The organism is Enterobacter sp. 198 (assembly GCF_009025585.1).
Taxonomy (GTDB): Bacteria; Pseudomonadota; Gammaproteobacteria; order Enterobacterales; family Enterobacteriaceae; genus Enterobacter; species Enterobacter ludwigii.
Window position 1 is genome coordinate 315,569 of sequence record NZ_WCIM01000030.1, and the last position, 18,147, is coordinate 333,715.

Consider the following 18,147-nt stretch of genomic DNA (forward strand, 5'->3'; position numbering starts at 1 on the left):
TCGTCTTCCCCTCTCCAACCGGGAGAGGGGATAAAATCGCGGCCGATGTGCCGCTTTTTTATGCATCCCGTCCCGTTGTTTATTCTTATTTACATATCCCCGCGCTATGCTTAATGCCATCTCATTTCATGGATTTATGATTGATGTCGGTATTAAAGAAAAACAGCGCCCGGCAGCGTGACCAGGAACGTGCGCGTCTCATCTGGCTTCTCACGACCGATAAAGCGGTCACGTCTGCGTTACTGGGCAAACTGACCCTGGCTGAGCAATATGATGTCGGCACTTTAGCCGACGATATTGCTGAGGTAGGTGCACTGGTTGCCCATTTGCCTCCGCCCGACCTGGCGGATACCCTCGAAGCACTTCCCTCGGAAGAGCGTCACGCCCTGTGGCGTCTGGTGCAGGATCACGAGCGCGGGCAGGTGCTGCTGGAGGCGTCGGAAAACGTCTGGGATGATCTTATCGATGAGATGAGCGACCGGGCTATTCTTGATGCCCTGCAAACGCTGGATATCGACGAGCAGATTTACCTTGTTCAACACCTGCCGCGTAACCTGACCGGCCGACTGCTGGCCTCGTTGCCTGCCGATGAGCGGGCGCGCGTGCGCCAGGTGATGCACTACGATAAACACAGCGTTGGCGCAATTATGGAGTTTGGCGTCATCACGGTGCGCCCGGACGTCACGCTCGGCACGGTGCAGCGCTATTTACGCCGCCTGGGCAGTATGCCCGACAACACCGATAAACTGTTCGTGACCTCGCGGGATAAAACCTTGCTTGGTGAGCTGGAGCTGAAAACGATCCTGCTCAACAGCACTCAGCGGCGGGTGAGCGAGGTCATGGAAAACGAGCCGATGGTCTTCTCGCCGGAGGATGACGCGGAAAAAGCCGCGCGTACCTTCGAACGTGACGACCTCGTGAGTGCGGCGGTCGTGGACTCGGTCGGCAAGCTGATGGGACGTCTGACAATCGATGAGATCGTTGACGTGGTCTACGAAGAGACCGATAACGATCTGCGTGCGCTTGGGGGGATCAGCGCCGAAGATGACGTCCATGCCTCCGTGGGCAAGGCGGTCAAAACCCGCTGGGCCTGGCTTGCCATTAACCTCTGTACCGCGTTTATCGCCTCCCGCGTGATTGATGGCTTTGAACACACCATTTCGCAGCTGGTCGCGTTAGCCTCGCTGATGCCGATTGTGGCCGGGATAGGCGGCAACACCGGCAACCAGACCATCACCATGATTGTTCGCGCGCTGGCGCTGGAGAACATTCAGCCGGGTAACTTTGCCTTCCTGATCTTCAGAGAGATGGGCGTGGCGCTGATTAATGGCCTGGTGTGGGGCGGAATTATGGGCGGCATTACCTGGTGGTTGTACGACGATATGGCATTAGGCGGCGTGATGATGCTGGCGATGGTGCTGAACCTGCTGGTTGCGTCGATGATGGGCGTCATCATCCCGTTGACGATGACAAAGCTCGGGCGCGACCCCGCAGTGGGGTCGAGCGTCATGATCACTGCCATCACCGATACGGGCGGCTTCTTTATTTTTCTTGGGCTGGCAACGCTTTTTCTTCTTTAACCCGACGCTTAATTCGGGCGGGAAGGAGTGCCATCACGATAATCCCGCCCAGCACACCAATGGCCAGGTTGCCGGTTGAAACCGTGGCTGCAACGGTCACCAGCATCACGACCGTTTCCGCAAGGGGGGCATTTTTCACCGTCGCGGGCTGCAGGCTATGCCAGCTGAAGGTTTTGACGGCGACAATCGCCATAATCCCGGCCAGCACGGCCATCGGGATGCGGGCCATCACTTCACTCAGCGCCGTCACCAGCACCAGAAGCACCAGACCGGCCGCAACAGTGGAAATGCGGCTGCGGCCTTTGCCCATCTCCACGTTGACGATGGTTTGACCAATCATGGCGCAGCCTGCGATACCGCCATACCAGCCGGCCAGAATGTTACCGATGCCCAGACCAATGCTTTCGCGGCGCTTGCCGGACGGGGTCGCCGTCAGCTCATCCACCAGTTTTGCCGTCAGCAGCGACTCCAGCAGACCCACAAATGCAATGCTTAATGCGCATGGCCAGATAATGCTCAGCGTATCGGTGTTCAGCGGGACAAGCAGCTGCGTCAGCCCGGGCAGGCCACCGCTCATGGTGCCTTCGTCACCCACGGTCGGCAGGATTTGCCCGGTGGTCACGGTAAACAGGGTTAACACCACAATGGCAATAAGCGGCGCGGGGATACTTTTGATATAGCGGGGCACCCAGAGGACGATCAGCAGCGTCAGCACGAACAGGCCCACAATCAGCGGGCTTCGGCTCCAGAAATGGGGAACCTGGGCGAAGAAGATCAAAATACCGAGCGCGTTAACAAACCCGGTCATCACCGACTGCGGAATAAAGCGCATCAGTCGCGCCATGCCGAGCACGCCGAAGAGGATCTGGATCGCCCCGGCCAGCAGAACGGCCGGCAAAATGTACTGCACGCCATGCTGATGCACCATCGGGCCAATCACCAGCGCCACGGAACCCGCTGCCGCCGTGACCATTGCCGGGCGGCCGCCGAGCACGGACAGGGCAAGACACAGCACCACGGAAGCAATCAGGCTGACTTTAGGATCAACCCCTGCGACGACAGAAAACGAAATCACTTCAGGAATAAGCGCCAGGGCAGTAATCACGCCTGCCAGCGTTTCACGCATCAGCAGCCGGGGAGAGCGTAACACCGAGGCGACATGGCCTTCATGGGGTAAAGAAGAATCGGGTAATGACATAACACTTCGCAGGTTAGGGCAGGCTTCCGTGCGCGCGATCACAAAACGCAACATACTAGCCAGAAAAGCCGCCTTTTGCCAGCCGCATAGGTAATCCCTCACAAACAATCCATCATTAAATTTCACAATTACAATAATTTCTTAACCTTTAAACACCATTTAAAAGTTGTTACCGTTCCCGCGCAGCTTTTTTCACCTGCAATTTCCACGCATCACGCACTTTTACACTAAGGCATAAATTATGAAAAAAATGACTGCCATGCTCTTGTCTCTGGCCGTGGGGCTGAATACCGTCTCAATGGCGGCAAAAGCTGACACGCCAAAAGAGCAGGAAACGGACGTCCTTTTAATTGGTGGCGGTATTATGAGCGCCACGCTGGGAACCTATCTGCAAGAACTGCAGCCGGACTGGTCTATGACCATGGTCGAGCGCCTCGATGGCGTGGCGCAGGAGAGCTCGAATGGCTGGAACAACGCCGGTACGGGCCATTCGGCACTCATGGAACTGAACTACACACCGCAGAAAAAGGACGGTTCCATTAGTATCGAGAAGGCGGTTGAGATCAACGAAGCATTCCAGATTTCTCGCCAGTTCTGGTCTCACCAGGTGAACAGCGGCGTAATGCACGATCCGCACTCCTTCATCAACACCGTGCCGCACATGAGCTTTGTGTGGGGCGAGCAGAACGTTAACTTCCTGCGTGCGCGCTATGCGGCTCTGCAGCAGAGCACGCTGTTCCGCGGCATGAAATACTCCGAAGATCACGCGCAGATTAAAGAGTGGGCTCCGCTGGTCATGGAAGGTCGTGACCCGAACCAGAAAGTCGCCGCGACTCGTACTGAAATTGGTACTGACGTGAACTACGGCGAAATTACCCGCCAGCTGGTAGGTTCCCTGCAGAAAAAAGAGAACTTTAATCTGCAGCTCAGCACCGAAGTGCGTGGCTTTAAGCGCAATGCGGATAACAGCTGGAGCGTGACCGTTGCCGATCTGAAACACAATGAAGAAGAGCACGTCATCAAGGCGAAGTTTGTCTTTATTGGTGCGGGCGGCGCGGCGCTGAAACTGCTGCAGGAAACCGGTATTCCGGAAGCGGACGATTACGCAGGCTTCCCGGTGGGCGGTCAGTTCCTGGTGTCTGAAAACCCGGAAGTGGTGAATCGTCACCTGGCAAAAGTCTACGGTCAGGCTTCCGTTGGTGCGCCACCCATGTCCGTTCCGCACATCGACACCCGCGTGCTTGACGGTAAACGTGTGGTGCTGTTCGGGCCATTCGCGACCTTCTCCACGAAGTTCCTGAAAAACGGTTCCCTGTGGGACCTGCTGAGTGCGACCACCACCTCTAACGTTAAGCCCATGATGGACGTCGGTCTGGATAACTTCGATCTGGTGAAATACCTGATTAGCCAGGTGATGCTCTCTGACGATGAACGCTTTGACGCGCTGAAAGAGTACTATCCGCAGGCGAAGAAAGAAGACTGGCGTTTGTGGCAGGCGGGTCAGCGTGTACAGATCATCAAACGCGATCCGAAAGAGGGCGGCGTACTGCGTCTGGGTACCGAAGTGGTCAGTGACAAAGAAGGCACTGTTGCTGCGCTGCTGGGTGCGTCACCGGGGGCTTCTACCGCTGCGCCAATCATGCTGCATCTGATGGAAAAAGTGTTTAAAGACAAAGTTGCCAGCCCGGAATGGCAGGCAAAACTGAAAACCATTATTCCTTCTTACGGCACTAAGCTGAACGGTAACGTTGACGCGACGGAACAGGAACTGGAATACACCAGCCGCGTTCTGCAGCTGCAATATGTGAAGCCGCAAGCTGCTGCTGACGCAGCACCGAAGGCAGAGCTGAAGCCTCAGGCGGAAAACAAACCGGTCGCGGATATCGCACTCTGATGTGAAAAAGCCGGGTAGCGTTAGCGCTTACCCGGCTTATTTAACCGCACAGTACCATGGCCGGGTCAGGCGAAGTCGCCACCCGGCTTATCCTTAACGGACTTCTGCCGTGCCCGTCTCTTCTTCCGCCTTCCACACGCGATATTTCACTTCCACGTTTGCAGGCGTATAAACGACGATTGGCAGCTTGCTGTTATAGCGCAGCAGACTGTTGTCACCCAGATACGCGGTAACAAATTTTTTCTCTTTCTTGCCATCCGGGCAGGCCATCATGGTCGAAACCGGAGACGTCACTTTATCAAAGACGTAATAGTCGTAGCCCCAACCTTCCAGGGTTTTGCTTTCCAGCTGACCGCCCAGACGGTGCTGGTTGCAGTCCACTTCCAGCGTCTGGCCAATTAACAGTTCCACTTTGAAATTCGCTTCATCCTGCTGAGCGGGTAACTGAATGACCTGACGCTTCATCCCTTTTTCCGCTTGCGGATAAGGCGCTACTTTTTCCAGAGGCTGCGCTTTAGGGGTGTCGCTGGCGAAAGCGCTGGTGCTAACGCATGCGGCGGCAATCAGGGCAATGGCAAATTGAGGTGCTTTTTTCACAGTCATTCCTTTATGTCAAACTATCAGGCACAGGTTAACATAATGTTCGTGAATGGTTAGTGTAATTTACTTACATTTTCAATATTGGCAGCGTATAAAACTCTATTAATGCGCAATGAGTGGTTGTTTGTACTGCATTGGAGTCTGGCGGCAGATCGTGTTATTTTAAGCGCCACATAATGTTATTCATCTGTGAAGGGAAGAGAGAGATGGTACGTGCAAAACTGAAAACACCTGAAGGCCGCAAGTTCCTGTTGGCGCTACTGGTTGTGTTTATGATTGCTGCCGCGTGTGTTGGGCGGGCAACCATTGTTGGCGTTATTGAACAGTACAACATTCCTCTCTCTGCCTGGACGACCAGCATGTATGTCCTGCAATCAGCGATGATCTTTGTTTATAGCCTGGTGTTCACCGTGCTGCTTGCCATTCCGCTGGGCATTTTCTTCCTGGGTGGGCGTGATAAACACTAAACGCCTTTCCTGCGATAAAAAAGCCAGCCTGAGCGCTGGCTTTTTTATTGGCTCGTTGTTCTTCCTCAGGTTTTTAATCCGTCGTATCCTATTCTGTAAGCAGTCAGGCCACTATTTTCAGAGCAGGAGTTACAGATGCTTTCCAGATTTACGGTACTCAGCCGGATCCCTCGTGGGGTCTGGGTAGTGGGTGGCGTCAGTATGTTGATGGACATCTCGTCAGAGAGTATTCACAGCCTGCTTCCACTGTTTATGGTGACTACGCTTGGAACGAGCGTGTTGGTTATCGGCCTGATTGAAGGGCTCGCGGAGGCTACCGCTCTCTTTATCAAAGTCTTTTCGGGGGCGATTAGCGACTATCTTGGCAAGCGTAAAGGGCTGGCGCTACTCGGGTATGGCCTCGGTGCGCTGAGCAAACCCTTTTTCGCCCTGGCATCCTCTTCGGGGATGGTTTTAGGCGCGCGCCTGATGGATCGTGCGGGGAAGGGGATCCGCGGTGCTCCACGGGATGCGCTGGTCGCAGATATCACCCCGCCGGAACTGCGTGGGGCGGCATATGGCCTGCGTCAGTCTATGGATACCACCGGCGCATTTCTGGGGCCACTACTGGCCGTGGGGTTAATGCTGCTGCTACACAATGATTTCCGCGCGGTTTTCTGGATAGCCCTGATCCCCGGCTTTCTTTCGGTTGCGCTGCTGTATTTCGGCCTGAAGGAGCCGAAAACCCCTGTCGAACATAAACGCACTAATCCCATCAAAAGAGAGAATTTAACGCGGCTGGGAAAATCGTGCTGGTGGGTCATTGGCCTGGGGGCGGTATTCACACTGGCACGTTTTAGCGAGGCTTTTCTTGTCCTCCGTGCGCAACAGTCTGGCGTTCCCCTGGCCTTAATCCCGCTGGTGATGGTGGTGATGAACGTGATCTATTCTTTCTCGGCCTATCCGTTTGGCAAACTCTCTGATGGCATGAGCCATACCCGGCTTCTGCAGTGGGGGCTAGTCGTATTGATTGCCGCTGATGTCGTTCTGGCCCTGAGTACCCACTGGACCGGTATTATTGTCGGAGTTGCGCTCTGGGGCATGCATATGGGGATGACTCAGGGGCTGCTGGCCGCGATGGTGGCCAAAACAGCACCTGCGGATTTGCGCGGTACGGCGTTTGGTCTTTTCAGTCTGGTCAGCGGGGTCGGGTTACTGATGGCCAGCGTGGGTGCCGGTGCTATCTGGGAACTGTGGGGCGCAGAATATACCTTTTATGCCGGCGCGGTGATTTGTTTGCTGACACTGCTTTATCTGCGTAAAACGCCTGCCGAAGTGCGGTAAGAATACGGTTATTAAAATGCTTTTCTTTTTTTAGTCGTACGAATCAGGGCTGGACAGCATTTATGCTGATTCAACCAGCCCTGTCATCAATTGCAATAAATTCCTGCCTCTGTAATTAGCCCCCCTGCTATACCGCCACGTTGTTCAATTATCACACCTCTTATCGCGTGAAATCCGGGCATGTATTCCTCTCTGCATTGCTGACGGTGTCTGGCTTGGGGCCACACGAGCTATGCAGGGACAGGGCGCTTTATCCAGAGGAGGGATGCTTTCGTTACGTCAATGCACGTGCACTGAAACATTATTTCACTTTTTTATGCAGGATAATGAACCGGAAAGATTCACCATCTGAGTGTTATCCACTAAAAAAATGATTTGTTGCGATAACAATAGAGATGTTTTGAAGTGAATTAACAGGGAAATATAGTGGCTGAGTTGATTGTTATTTCTACGATTTGAATTAGGGATATTGATAAATATCAAAAGTGTAATCGTTTACAGTCGTTATTATGCGCGGTTTGAAGTGCTTGTTTCGCTTATTGAAAAAAGTCCCCGACATGTGCCGGGGTAGTTAATTGTTGTTTCTGTTTTCCCTTAACATAAATTAAAGGTAATTATTGTAATGAACCGCCATTCTATCATTTCTTTATCCGTAATAATTGCGCTTTCATGCGGAAGTGTGAACGCCTTCGCTTCTAATTTCATGACCATGGATGAAAAAGCCACTGCTATTCAGTCGATTCGCAATGAAGCCAATCAGGCCATGGAGGATAAGCAGGCTGCATTAAAGGCTTACAATGCCGACCGTTCACCTGAAAATATGGCCCGTTTAGGGGACATCGAAAACAGCTTACGCACTGCAGGCGATCGTATTAATGCAGTACAGGCAACTGAAACGGCTCCCGATGCGCCGCGACCTGTAACACAAAGAACGCCGCAACCCCTGCAGCAGAAAACGCCACACATTACGGGCATGACTTACCGGAACGCTGTGATTTCAATGCAGCAAGTCACAACAGGGCCAGCCTTACCTGCAGGAACTGCCGTTAACACCCCTGACGCCACCAAAACGTCTGCAGTGGCTGCGCCACAAATCACAGGCACAACTTACCGCGCCGCAGTGGTGTCTATGCAGCAAGCGACAACAGGTCCAGCCTTACCCGCTGGCAAGGCGGTTACTGCGCCCTCGCTTACTCATACTCCAGCCACCACGAAAGCACCTGATAACGTTACAAGTGTTGCCATAACAAAAGACACGGGCTCGATTAACGTTGCTGTGTCCAGTATGAAGCCGGGGACGCCTGTGAATATCACGGTTAACGGTGTCACCACTACCACCACCGCAGGGGAGATCGCCAAAGTCGATCCGAATGTGCAAATCGCAGTTCCGCATGTAGACGCGTTGATCGTCTCTCAGCGTCAGGGAAGCGATCATAGCCGTAATAACTCACGACATGAGCATGGAACGGGGAACGGCAGCAACAATGCAGCCAACAGCAACAGCGCCCACGGCTTAGGCGGTGGCAATCATATTGGTGGTGGTAGCGCGCAGTCTGGCTCCAGAAACGTGGGTCACTGGTGATAGTCAATCTCTTGATGGGGTGGTTTTTGGGGGTTGTCAGTGGCTGGTGTATGGCTGGAATAGTGGCAAACCTGAAAGAAATCAGGCGACAACATGTCGAATTTGGGAAGTATTTTAAGTGAAACCTTTAAAAAAAGCGTTACTGATGAAAAAGGCTCAGTGGATATTCTTCATTCTGGCAGCGGTGACTACAACAGCATGTAGCATTGCTTCTCAACCCGAAACGGATGCATTAAGCACCCGGCCTTTCATGGGGGGAAATGGTAAACATGTTGCGGCAATGTCAGATTTTCAAATCTGCGAGGCGTTGGGCTATGCACAGGCCCGCCACGAAACGAAAGTTTACAACACGCTTTCCGCATTGTTGGAGCAACGCCAACAGGCGGGCACGCTCAGGATCGCTCAGGGTGATTGCACCGCAGCAGCGCTAAACGTCATCAATGAGGAAAAGGCCAAAGTGAAACAGTAACGCATCAGGGGGCCTAAACGGGCCCCTTTTTTTCCAGTGAGTTACATCACACCCATTTCCCTTTGCAGAAATAAAAAAACAACCCGGAAGGGTTGGTTTTCAAGAATATGTTGGTCGGAAAAACGCTTCTTGGGGATGTCCTCATGTGGCTTATGAAGACATTACAAACATCGCGGTGTGTTAATCAATGGGGATCAGGGCAGGGTTAGATATGTATCAGCTCAGACTTGTTTTGGCTGTCTCAATGCACCGAACCAAACCTAATATGGCAGTAAACGCTCAATCGCGACGTAACAGATTTGGACTTACACTCGTAGCCCATCCACACTTACTCGTGGCAGATCAATTACTGTCTTAATGCTTGTTTCGATGCAGTCAATGATGGACTCACGAGGCCCGCAGCGCCAGTCTGCGCTCGCGTAGAAAGAATTAAGCACTGTATTCATATTTTCAATACTTTCAAAGGCTCGAATGAGATAGTAGCAATCAAGATCGTGCAGAGAGTTACCAAACGACACCACATCGATGCCGTGGCGTTGATGTAGGGGAACGCTAATTTCTGCCATGACGTTATGAAAAACTGCTCCGGTGCCTTTGTGTAAATTGTATTGCAGTATCTCGACTGTTTTCATCATCACTGCTCCAGACGTTGGTGTATCGCACTAAGTCGATTGTCCAATGTTATTGTGTTACACAAAGGAAAATTATCAGCTAAAGTCCGCGCCAGTACATTCGATATGAGGGCTTCAAAGAAATTTATTCATTTGTAAGCCACATATCAGACTCTTCAAACATATCCTCCAGCATGCGGTTCAACTTTTCACGATCGCTTTTGCTGGCATCGCTATTGAGTCCGTTAGCTTGCATAGGCTTAACCTTCACTTCAGCATCAGGGAAGATGTTATGCACTCGCTTCGTAAGCTCGGCCAATATAATTTCTCTGGCTCCATCCAGACCCTGAACATTTCGCTTATCGTAAACCAATTCAACAAACATAAAACCTCCGTAATAACTTCAAGTGGGGGAGGTATTTTTACTGTAAAAATATACAGCGTCAAGCGTGGCGGAGTGTTTTAAGGGGGGTTGTCGACCGTTGGTGCTGAAACTACAGGTAATGATTCCCAGCAGAAATGAAGCAATAAAAAAACCAGCCATAGGTGACTGGTTTTAAAGAGTATTTTTGGTCGGCACGAGAGGATTTGAACCTCCGACCCCCGACACCCCATGACGGTGCGCTACCAGGCTGCGCTACGTGCCGACGCATAAAAAGAATACTACTCGATTCCGTTTTGAATGCAAGGGAATCTGTTGCTAACTGGTTTATAATTAATCAGTTAGCGATAAAGCGCTTCTCATCCGTCAGAACCTGCAGCAGCAGGCTCAGCTGCGGTTTTTGGTCTTTCAACCGCTCACCCTGCAGATTATACGTCTGATACTTCCCATTATTGTTCAGCACCAGCGTCAACGCTGGCGTAGTCACCACCAGCGTGCTCTCTCCGGCAGCCGTCACCCAGTTATGGCGGCGGGTGGCACTGAAGAGATCCTGCCCCTGTGAATATTCGTTTGCTGGCGTGCTGACGTGCAGCAGACGTTGCATCAGGGTCGTCATCACATCTTTATGTTCAGTCAGCATATTGATGCGCTGCGCCGGCGTTCCCGGCCAGTGGATCACCAGCGGAACATGCAGATTTGGACGCGACCACTCCATGCTCTTCGTTTCGTCACCCAACGGGATACCATGACCGGCCGTGACGATCACGACGGTGTTATCCAGCTTGCCAGACTCGCGCAACGCGTCGAGCACGCGGCCAATCTGTGCATCAACATCACCGGCAGCGCGGCTGTAGCGGCGCGCAAAGCCTTTCTGATTCGTGTCCTCAAGGTTGGTGCCGTTTAAGGCAACCCACGAGAACCAGCGGTTATCTTCCTGGGCGTAGCGTTGCAGCCAGCTTATCCACTGACTGGCGGTCTGTTCATCTGTCTGGCTCTGTGCCGCCGGCAGTGAGAAGTCTGACAGCAGCGCCTGGCGATAGAGCGCGCTGTTAAAGCCATCCGATGAGAATAGCCCTAACTGATAACCCTGCTGATTAAGCCCGGTGATCAGTGCCGCAGGAATACGGGCGGACAGCACGCCGTCCATGTATCCGGCTGAAATGCCGTAGAAGAGACCAAAGATACCCGCGTCGGTTGAATTACCGGAACTCATATGCTGTGTAAACGTCACGTTCTTACTGGCGAAATCAGCCAGAGCAGGCATCTGCTTCTCGTAACGTGAATAATTCAGGCCATCGACGGTGATTAACAGGACGTTTTGCCCGCGGCCCATATCGCGATAGCGTAGTTCGCTCAGCGGATACTGGACGCTGACCGCTTCCGGATTACCCTGTTCGACCAGACGGCGCTGATACTCCTGCGCATCCAGCAGGCCGTGTTTTTCGAGGAAACGGCGGGCCGTCATCGGATAAGAGAGCGGCAGGTTAGCGCGCTGCATGGTAATAGGGCGATAGAAGTTCGCATCCGCCCAGATATACATGATGTGCGAGCTAATAAAGGAGACGAAAAAGAGCGTCGCAACGGGCTTCGCGTAATGGCGGCGCCGGGTCAGGCTGCGCAGCTTTTGCCAGCTCCAGGTGGCAAACAGCATCTCAATAAGCAGGATCACCGGAACGCTGATAAACATCAGCTGCCAGTCACGGGCCGTTTCGTTTTGATCCGGGTTGATCACCAGTTCCCAGACGATGGGGTTGAGATGCAGGTGAAAACGGGTAAAGACTTCGCTGTCGATAAGCAGCAGCGTTATCCCCGCCGTCGCGAGGATAGCGGACAAGAAACGCATGAGCCGCTGCGACATGACGATAAACGTCAGGGGGAACAGGATCAGCAGATAGGTGGCGAAAACCAAAAAGCTAAAGTGACCCACAACGCTCATCCAGGAGTAAATACGCCCGGTTAGCGTTGTCGGCCAGTCTGCGACAAACAGATAACGACAGCCAATGACCGACGCTAACAGAATGTTGAACAGGGCAAACCAGTGTCCCCAGCTGACCATCTGGGAGACTTTTTCACGGTAGCGCTGACGATTCGTCACCATAAACTGTTGTTCGTTTCCCTTAATGGGCCTGGTCGTCGCTGACGGAGGACTGTAACGCCTGGGCGAAAGATTTGGCGATCGCCTGACGCTGAGCCGGAGCAACGCTGGTATTGATAAGGTTGGTGACCATATTTCCCAAAACCATCAGGGAGAGATCGGTCGGCGTTTTATGTTTTTCCAGTACGTTGACCAGCTCACTGAGCAGTTGTTCAACGTGTTCATCACTGTAGCGGGAATGTTGTGGCATAAATCAAAATCAGTTTGTTGATGAAAGGGCAACATATTACCGTAGCGACAGCTTTTTTTCCCCTTTTTTATCTGTTGTTGCACACATGACCTGGTGGTGGTTGAATACCGCCCGGTCTAAAAGGAGAGTTTATCATGAGTCTGGAAATCAACCAGATTGCCTTGCACCAGCTTATCAAGCGTGATGAGCAAACCCTTGAAGTGGTGCTTCGCGATTCGTTACTGGAACCCACGGCGACCGTTGTGGAAATGATGGCGGAGTTGCACCGCGTCTACAGTGCTAAAAATAAAGCCTATGGTCTGTTCAGCGAAGAGAGCGAACTGGCTGATAGTCTTCGTCTGCAGCGTCAGGGCGAAGAGGATTTCCTGGCGTTTAGCCGCGCCGCCACCGGACGTCTGCGTGACGAACTGGCAAAATACCCGTTCGCAGACGGCGGTATCGTCCTGTTCTGTCACTATCGTTACCTGGCAGTAGAGTATCTGCTGGTCACCGTGCTGAACAATTTAAGCAGCATGCGCGTGAATGAGCAGCTGGATATCAGCTCTACCCATTATCTTGATATCAACCATGCGGATATCGTGGCGCGTATCGATTTAACCGAGTGGGAAACGAACCCGGAATCGACCCGCTACCTGACCTTCCTGAAAGGCCGCGTCGGCCGTAAAGTGGCTGATTTCTTTATGGACTTCCTCGGCGCCAGCGAAGGTCTTAACGCCAAAGCGCAGAACAAAGGGCTGCTGCAGGCGGTTGACGACTTTACCGCCGAAGCGCAGCTCGATAAATCTGAGCGTCAGACCGTGCGCCAGCAGGTGTACAGTTACTGCAACGAACAGCTGCAGGCGGGAGAAGAGATTGAGCTGGAGTCGCTGTCAAAAGAGCTGGCGGGCGTCAGTGAAGTCAGCTTCCAGGAATTTACTGCTGATAAAGGCTATGAGCTCGAAGAGAGCTTCCCGGCGGATCGCAGTACGCTGCGACAGCTCACTAAATTTGCCGGTAGCGGCGGTGGGTTGACCATCAACTTTGATGCCATGCTGTTGGGTGAACGCATCTTCTGGGATCCGGCCACCGATACGCTGACCATTAAAGGCACGCCGCCGAACCTGCGCGATCAGCTTCAGCGCCGCACCTCTGGCGGGAAATAACAGGCATAAAAAAAGCCCCGCAGAAGCGGGGCTTTTTTTCGACGTGTTTGCGATTACGCGCGAACGAAGTCGATGTGAGTGACTTTTGGCTTGAACGCGTGACGCTGAACAGCCTGAACTTTCACTTTTTCTTCTTTACCGCCAACAACGATGGTCAGAACTTCGCTGTAGAATTCAGGTTTGTTCTGCAGGTTCCACACTTTGTCGTGATCCAGTTCGATTGCAACTGGAGCAGCTTCGCCACCGTAAACGATAGCCGGGAACTTGTTAGCGTTACGCAGGCGGCGGCTCGCACCCTTACCCTGCACGTTACGTACTTCTGCTTCGATAGTAAACATTGATTTCTCTCTGTATTTTAAACCCTACTACAGGCGACCCAGCAGCAGGTGAGTGTTCTGCTTCACGGATATGAAGCGGGCGGCATTTTATACTCAAACGCCCCGCACATCAATGAAAAGTCCCCTTAACCGCGCAATTCGTTGGCGCGACGAAAACGGCCTTCGTAATCAAACACCTTTTCCCGAACCTGCCAGAACTGTCCTTTCATACGAGCCACAACAAAATCCGGGTGGCGCAGTAACACCTGCTGGCGCACGATATCGGCCACGGTAATCCAGCGCAGCGGTACACCGGGCGTACGGGTGTGCGGGCGAATAAAGAGTTGTTCGAAGGCCATACGCTGGGCAGGCGTATGTACCCTGAAGCGCTCGCTGACGTCTGCGCCGTCTTCATCGTAATAGGTGATTTTCAGCCACTCGCCTTTGTCATCCGCGCCGGGTTGCAGTGCCATACCGGAACAGCGCAGCACCAGCGCATCTTTTAACTTCAGCGCTGCTTTTAGCATGTCATCAGGATCGACCAGAACCGTATCGCATTCGCGACAGCGACGGGCGGCAATATCGTTTTCCGCATTGCACTGCGGGCAGTTTTTAAAGCGGAAACGGAAATCGCACTGTTCGCGATGTCCTTCGTCATCTTCAAACCAGCCCTGACAGCGGCGGCCAAAATGTTCAATCAGCGTGCCGTCTGCGGTGGTTTTACCCCAGAAGGTATTGGCAAAACCACAGGCAGGGCAAAAGACCTGAACGGGGACGTTGTCGCTTTTGCCTTTTGGCGTGCCGACTTCCGGAGAGTAGAGATCGTGCGGGTTACCGGCGTAATCCAGAATAAGACAGTCGGTTTTCCCGGGCGCCAGGCGCAGGCCGCGCCCCACAATCTGCTGATAAAGACTGACCGATTCGGTCGGACGTAAAATGGCAATCAGATCGACATGCGGGGCATCAAACCCGGTGGTTAACACCGACACGTTCACCAGATAGCGGAATTGTTGCGCTTTGAAGGCGTCGATCAGGCGGTCGCGCTCCGGCCCGGGCGTCTCGCCGGTGATTAAGGCCGCGTCCTCGGCGGGCAGCAGCCCGGTAATTTCTCGCGCATGCTCCACGGTGGCGGCAAAGATCATGACCCCTTTGCGTGTCGCGGCGAACTCTTCTATCTGGCTAATGATATGCGGGGTAATGCGCTTTTGCTTTTTCAGCGCCTGGTTCAACTCCGCTTCGCTGAATAACCCGTTGCTCTGCGCCTGTAACCGGCTGAAATCGTACTGCACCACCGGCATGTCCAGCCGCTCGGGCGGCGTCAGGTAGCCATGCTTGATCATGTAGCGCAAAGGAAGTTCATAGATACAGTCGCTGAACAGCGCTTTCTCATCGCCGCGCACCATGCCGTGATAATGGTAGCGATAGATCCAGCCTTTACCCAAGCGAAACGGGGTCGCCGTCAGGCCAAGCAGGCGAAGGTGCGGGTTCACCTCTTTCAGGTGAGTGAGGATTTGCTGATACTGGCTGTCGTCGTCATCGCTGATGCGGTGACACTCGTCGACAATCAGCAGCGAAAATTCACTGCGAAACAGATCAAGGTTGCGGGCCACCGACTGTACGCTGCCAAAGACCACTTTGCCGTGGCTCTCTTTACGCTTTAGCCCGGCAGCGAAAATGTCAGCTTCCAGCCCGAGCGCGCAATACTTGGCATGGTTTTGCGCCACCAGCTCTTTGACGTGGGCCAGCACCAGCACGCGTCCGCGTGCCAGACGCGCCAGTTCGGCGATCACCAGGCTTTTGCCAGCACCGGTGGGAAGCACAATGGCCGCCGGTGCCTGGTGTTTACGAAACCAGGCGAGAGTGGCGTCAACGGCTTCCTGCTGATAAGGACGAAGTGTAAAAGTCATGGGGTCTCGGTTTAGTTATTTCGCATATAGTATGCCACGAAACTTTTTCCCTTGAGTGGCGCAACCAGACCATTATACTGAGCCATTCCAGACTGCTTCTTTTTCGGACCTGTTGTCCGACTTCCAGCACCATTAAGGCTAAAAAGATTTCATGCGACTTGATAAGTTTATCGCTCAGCAACTCGGCGTAAGCCGCGCTATTGCCGGGCGTGAAATTCGCGCCAGCCGCGTTACCGTGGATGGCGACATTGTGAAAGACACTGCGTTCAAACTCCAGCCTGACCATCAGGTTGAATATGACGGCAACCCGCTGACCCAACAGCACGGGCCGCGCTATTTCATGCTCAATAAGCCGGAAGGCTATGTCTGTTCCACGGACGATCCGGATCATCCAACGGTGCTTTATTTCCTCGACGAACCGGTCGCGCACAAGCTGCATGCCGCTGGCCGTCTCGATATCGACACCACCGGGCTGGTGCTGATGACCGACGACGGGCAGTGGTCACACCGTATCACGTCTCCGCGCCATCACTGTGAGAAGACGTATCGGGTGACGCTGGAGTCTCCGGTCGCGGATGACACGGCAGAACAATTTGCCAACGGCGTTCAGTTGCATAATGAAAAAGATCTGACCCGGCCTGCCGTGCTTGAAGTGATCGCGCCTACCGAGGTTCGTCTGACCATCAGTGAAGGGCGCTACCATCAGGTGAAGCGTATGTTTGCCGCGGTGGGTAACCACGTTGTCGGTCTGCATCGTGAACGTATTGGCGCAATTGAACTCGATCCTGAGCTGGCGCCCGGCGAATATCGCCCGTTAACGGAAGAAGAGATCGCCAGCGTTGGTCTGCCTTCGCATTAATTTCAGGAGAACTCTGTGACCACCAGGCCACACTCGTCGTTCAAAATTGTCTTCATTCTTGGCCTGCTGGCCATGCTGATGCCGCTGTCTATTGATATGTATCTGCCTGCGCTGCCGGTTATTTCCGCGCAGTTTGGCGTACCGGCAGGCAGTGCGCAGATGACGCTCAGCACCTATATTCTCGGTTTTGCCCTCGGTCAGCTGTTTTATGGTCCGATGGCGGACAGCTTTGGCCGCAAGCCCGTTATCCTTGGCGGGACCCTGATTTTTGCAGGGGCGGCGGTGGCCTGTGCGCAGGCGCAAACCATCGATCAACTGATTGTCATGCGCTTTTTCCACGGTCTGGCGGCGGCAGCGGCAAGTGTGGTGATCAATGCCCTGATGCGCGATATCTACCCGAAAGAAGAGTTCTCCCGGATGATGTCGTTCGTGATGCTGGTGACGACGATTGCACCGCTGGTGGCCCCTATGGCCGGCGGTGCGGTGCTGGTATGGTTCAGCTGGCATGTGATTTTCTGGATCCTGGCACTTGCCGCGCTGCTGGCCTCGGCAATGATCTTCTTCTTTATTGATGAAACGCTACCCGCGGAGCGCCGACAGAAGTTCCACATCCGAACCACAATGGGGAATTTCGCCTCACTGTTTCGCCATAAGCGCGTGCTGAGCTATATGCTGGCGAGCGGTTTCAGCTTCGCCGGGATGTTCTCATTCCTGAGTGCCGGGCCGTTTGTCTATATCGAACTGAACCATGTTTCTCCGCAGCACTTCGGTTATTACTTTGCGCTCAACATCGTCTTCCTGTTCATTATGACCATCATTAACAGCCGCTTTGTCCGCCGAGTCGGGGCGTTGAACATGTTCCGCGCCGGGCTTTGGATCCAGTTTGTGATGGCTATCTGGCTGGTGCTGAGTGCTTTTACAGGCGTGGGCTTCTGGGCGCTGGTGGTGGGGGTTGCGGCCTTCGTCGGCTGCGTGTCGATGGTTTCCTCCAATGCGATGGCGGTGATCCTCGACGAATTCCCGCATATGGCAGGCACCGCCTCGTCGCTGGCCGGAACATTCCGCTTTGGCATCGGCGCCATCGTCGGGGCGTTACTGTCGATGGCCACGTTTAATACGGCCTGGCCGATGCTGTGGGCGATGGCGTTTTGTGCAACCAGCTCCATTCTTTTCTATCTCTACGCCAGTCGGCCGCGAAAGGTGGCCAGCTAACGCGCAAATAAGGCCCAGTCAGGGCCTTTTTTGTTGACACACATCAACCAAAGCTGCGTTCGTTTACCCTGTGTTTGTTTCTTTTATGTAAAATCTATTTGTGTAAAAAGTCACATCATTGTATTTAAAAAGGTTGAGTTAGATCGCAGAAACGGGTACATATAGCGCCGACGCGAGCCTGAACACCTATAAAAAAGCGCCGAATAGTGCAGGCTGGCGATGATGTGTTACTATAAATGTAAATAAATTGTGAAGTAAA

The 18,147-nt window shown here is 53.3% G+C and carries 17 protein-coding genes and 1 tRNA gene; 9 read left to right on the forward strand and 9 right to left on the reverse strand.

Translation table 11 applies throughout. The features are described from left to right. Positions 1 to 143: 143 nt before the first annotated feature. Entirely contained in the window at positions 144 to 1,580 is a 1,437-nt protein-coding gene (mgtE, locus tag F8561_RS19700) for a magnesium transporter (RefSeq protein WP_078774629.1), read from the forward strand. Here the strand turns inward: mgtE and F8561_RS19705 are convergent. Beyond that, the gene (locus F8561_RS19705) at positions 1,543 to 2,832 is read right to left on the reverse strand and encodes a SulP family inorganic anion transporter (RefSeq protein ID WP_032680576.1); all 1,290 of its coding nucleotides are present in this window, start codon (positions 2,830 to 2,832) and stop codon (positions 1,543 to 1,545) included. The two genes, mgtE and F8561_RS19705, sit on opposite strands and share 38 nt — an antisense overlap. Before the next feature lie 187 nt (positions 2,833 to 3,019). Here F8561_RS19705 and mqo point away from each other — a divergent pair, with 187 nt between their 5' ends. Next, positions 3,020 to 4,672: a malate dehydrogenase (quinone) gene (mqo, locus tag F8561_RS19710; protein WP_014170951.1), complete on the forward strand. Its 1,653-nt coding sequence runs from the start codon at positions 3,020 to 3,022 to the stop codon at positions 4,670 to 4,672. A gap of 93 nt (positions 4,673 to 4,765) precedes the next feature. On the opposite strand, the gene eco is transcribed toward mqo, so the two are convergent. Next, positions 4,766 to 5,269 (reverse strand): serine protease inhibitor ecotin, encoded by a 504-nt coding sequence (eco, locus tag F8561_RS19715; protein ID WP_040018015.1) that lies wholly within the window; start codon positions 5,267 to 5,269, stop codon positions 4,766 to 4,768. A 209-nt stretch (positions 5,270 to 5,478) separates the two neighbouring features. On the opposite strand from eco, the gene F8561_RS19720 reads away from it, so the two are divergent. The 4 genes from F8561_RS19720 to F8561_RS24445 all read left to right on the forward strand — a co-directional run bounded on the left by F8561_RS19720 (position 5,479) and on the right by F8561_RS24445 (position 9,113). Beyond that, the gene (locus tag F8561_RS19720; RefSeq protein WP_010433451.1) at positions 5,479 to 5,739 is read left to right on the forward strand and encodes a DUF2534 family protein; all 261 of its coding nucleotides are present in this window, start codon (positions 5,479 to 5,481) and stop codon (positions 5,737 to 5,739) included. A 135-nt stretch (positions 5,740 to 5,874) separates the two neighbouring features. Next, positions 5,875 to 7,062, forward strand: a complete 1,188-nt coding sequence (locus tag F8561_RS19725) for an MFS transporter (protein ID WP_032680578.1) — start codon at positions 5,875 to 5,877, stop codon at positions 7,060 to 7,062. A 622-nt stretch (positions 7,063 to 7,684) separates the two neighbouring features. Next, the gene (locus tag F8561_RS19730; RefSeq protein ID WP_134178570.1) at positions 7,685 to 8,644 is read left to right on the forward strand and encodes a hypothetical protein; all 960 of its coding nucleotides are present in this window, start codon (positions 7,685 to 7,687) and stop codon (positions 8,642 to 8,644) included. Between the two features lie 118 nt (positions 8,645 to 8,762). Then, positions 8,763 to 9,113 (forward strand): hypothetical protein, encoded by a 351-nt coding sequence (locus F8561_RS24445; RefSeq protein ID WP_226778084.1) that lies wholly within the window; start codon positions 8,763 to 8,765, stop codon positions 9,111 to 9,113. Between the two features lie 305 nt (positions 9,114 to 9,418). On the opposite strand, the gene F8561_RS19740 is transcribed toward F8561_RS24445, so the two are convergent. The 5 genes from F8561_RS19740 to F8561_RS19760 all read right to left on the reverse strand — a co-directional run bounded on the left by F8561_RS19740 (position 9,419) and on the right by F8561_RS19760 (position 12,451). Then, positions 9,419 to 9,745: an NIPSNAP family protein gene (locus F8561_RS19740; RefSeq protein WP_151887956.1), complete on the reverse strand. Its 327-nt coding sequence runs from the start codon at positions 9,743 to 9,745 to the stop codon at positions 9,419 to 9,421. A 124-nt stretch (positions 9,746 to 9,869) separates the two neighbouring features. Next, positions 9,870 to 10,109 carry a DinI family protein gene (locus F8561_RS19745; protein WP_014170944.1) on the reverse strand — a complete coding sequence of 80 codons (240 nt, stop codon included), beginning with the start codon at positions 10,107 to 10,109 and terminating at the stop codon, positions 9,870 to 9,872. Between the two features lie 185 nt (positions 10,110 to 10,294). Continuing rightward, positions 10,295 to 10,371, reverse strand: a tRNA-Pro gene (locus F8561_RS19750). A gap of 72 nt (positions 10,372 to 10,443) precedes the next feature. After that, entirely contained in the window at positions 10,444 to 12,204 is a 1,761-nt protein-coding gene (yejM, locus tag F8561_RS19755) for an LPS biosynthesis-modulating metalloenzyme YejM (protein ID WP_032680580.1), read from the reverse strand. A 19-nt stretch (positions 12,205 to 12,223) separates the two neighbouring features. Then, complete coding sequence (locus tag F8561_RS19760; protein WP_001135586.1) at positions 12,224 to 12,451, reverse strand: YejL family protein; 228 nt, start codon at positions 12,449 to 12,451, stop codon at positions 12,224 to 12,226. A 134-nt stretch (positions 12,452 to 12,585) separates the two neighbouring features. On the opposite strand from F8561_RS19760, the gene yejK reads away from it, so the two are divergent. Beyond that, on the forward strand, positions 12,586 to 13,593 hold the full coding sequence (yejK, locus tag F8561_RS19765; RefSeq protein ID WP_014170942.1) for a nucleoid-associated protein YejK: 1,008 nt from the start codon (positions 12,586 to 12,588) through the stop codon (positions 13,591 to 13,593). Positions 13,594 to 13,646: 53 nt separating this feature from the next. Here the strand turns inward: yejK and rplY are convergent, their stop codons facing one another. Both rplY and F8561_RS19775 read right to left on the reverse strand, forming a co-directional pair. Continuing rightward, a complete protein-coding gene (gene rplY / locus F8561_RS19770) occupies positions 13,647 to 13,931 on the reverse strand; it encodes a 50S ribosomal protein L25 (RefSeq protein WP_014170941.1) in 285 nt (94 codons plus the stop codon). Between the two features lie 125 nt (positions 13,932 to 14,056). After that, positions 14,057 to 15,817: a DEAD/DEAH box helicase gene (locus tag F8561_RS19775; RefSeq protein WP_025203629.1), complete on the reverse strand. Its 1,761-nt coding sequence runs from the start codon at positions 15,815 to 15,817 to the stop codon at positions 14,057 to 14,059. Between the two features lie 151 nt (positions 15,818 to 15,968). On the opposite strand from F8561_RS19775, the gene rsuA reads away from it, so the two are divergent. After that, positions 15,969 to 16,676, forward strand: coding sequence for a 16S rRNA pseudouridine(516) synthase RsuA (gene rsuA / locus F8561_RS19780; RefSeq protein ID WP_014170938.1), 708 nt, complete (start codon positions 15,969 to 15,971; stop codon positions 16,674 to 16,676). A 15-nt stretch (positions 16,677 to 16,691) separates the two neighbouring features. Continuing rightward, entirely contained in the window at positions 16,692 to 17,888 is a 1,197-nt protein-coding gene (locus F8561_RS19785; protein ID WP_014170937.1) for a Bcr/CflA family multidrug efflux MFS transporter, read from the forward strand. The last annotated feature ends 259 nt before the right edge of the window (positions 17,889 to 18,147 follow it).

Excerpts from the sequence above, each read along its gene's own strand:
- yejK (WP_014170942.1), top strand. The coding sequence starts at position 12,586 with ATGAGTCTGGAAATCAACCAGATTGCCTTGCACCAGCTTATCAAGCGT.
- yejM (WP_032680580.1), bottom strand. The coding sequence starts at position 12,204 with ATGGTGACGAATCGTCAGCGCTACCGTGAAAAAGTCTCCCAGATGGTC.
- rsuA (WP_014170938.1), top strand. The coding sequence starts at position 15,969 with ATGCGACTTGATAAGTTTATCGCTCAGCAACTCGGCGTAAGCCGCGCT.
- mgtE (WP_078774629.1), top strand. The coding sequence starts at position 144 with ATGTCGGTATTAAAGAAAAACAGCGCCCGGCAGCGTGACCAGGAACGT.
- F8561_RS19725 (WP_032680578.1), top strand. The coding sequence starts at position 5,875 with ATGCTTTCCAGATTTACGGTACTCAGCCGGATCCCTCGTGGGGTCTGG.
- F8561_RS19740 (WP_151887956.1), bottom strand. The coding sequence starts at position 9,745 with ATGAAAACAGTCGAGATACTGCAATACAATTTACACAAAGGCACCGGA.
- F8561_RS19720 (WP_010433451.1), top strand. The coding sequence starts at position 5,479 with ATGGTACGTGCAAAACTGAAAACACCTGAAGGCCGCAAGTTCCTGTTG.
- F8561_RS19745 (WP_014170944.1), bottom strand. The coding sequence starts at position 10,109 with ATGTTTGTTGAATTGGTTTACGATAAGCGAAATGTTCAGGGTCTGGAT.
- F8561_RS19775 (WP_025203629.1), bottom strand. The coding sequence starts at position 15,817 with ATGACTTTTACACTTCGTCCTTATCAGCAGGAAGCCGTTGACGCCACT.
- rplY (WP_014170941.1), bottom strand. The coding sequence starts at position 13,931 with ATGTTTACTATCGAAGCAGAAGTACGTAACGTGCAGGGTAAGGGTGCG.
- mqo (WP_014170951.1), top strand. The coding sequence starts at position 3,020 with ATGAAAAAAATGACTGCCATGCTCTTGTCTCTGGCCGTGGGGCTGAAT.
- F8561_RS19705 (WP_032680576.1), bottom strand. The coding sequence starts at position 2,832 with ATGTTGCGTTTTGTGATCGCGCGCACGGAAGCCTGCCCTAACCTGCGA.
- F8561_RS19760 (WP_001135586.1), bottom strand. The coding sequence starts at position 12,451 with ATGCCACAACATTCCCGCTACAGTGATGAACACGTTGAACAACTGCTC.
- F8561_RS19730 (WP_134178570.1), top strand. The coding sequence starts at position 7,685 with ATGAACCGCCATTCTATCATTTCTTTATCCGTAATAATTGCGCTTTCA.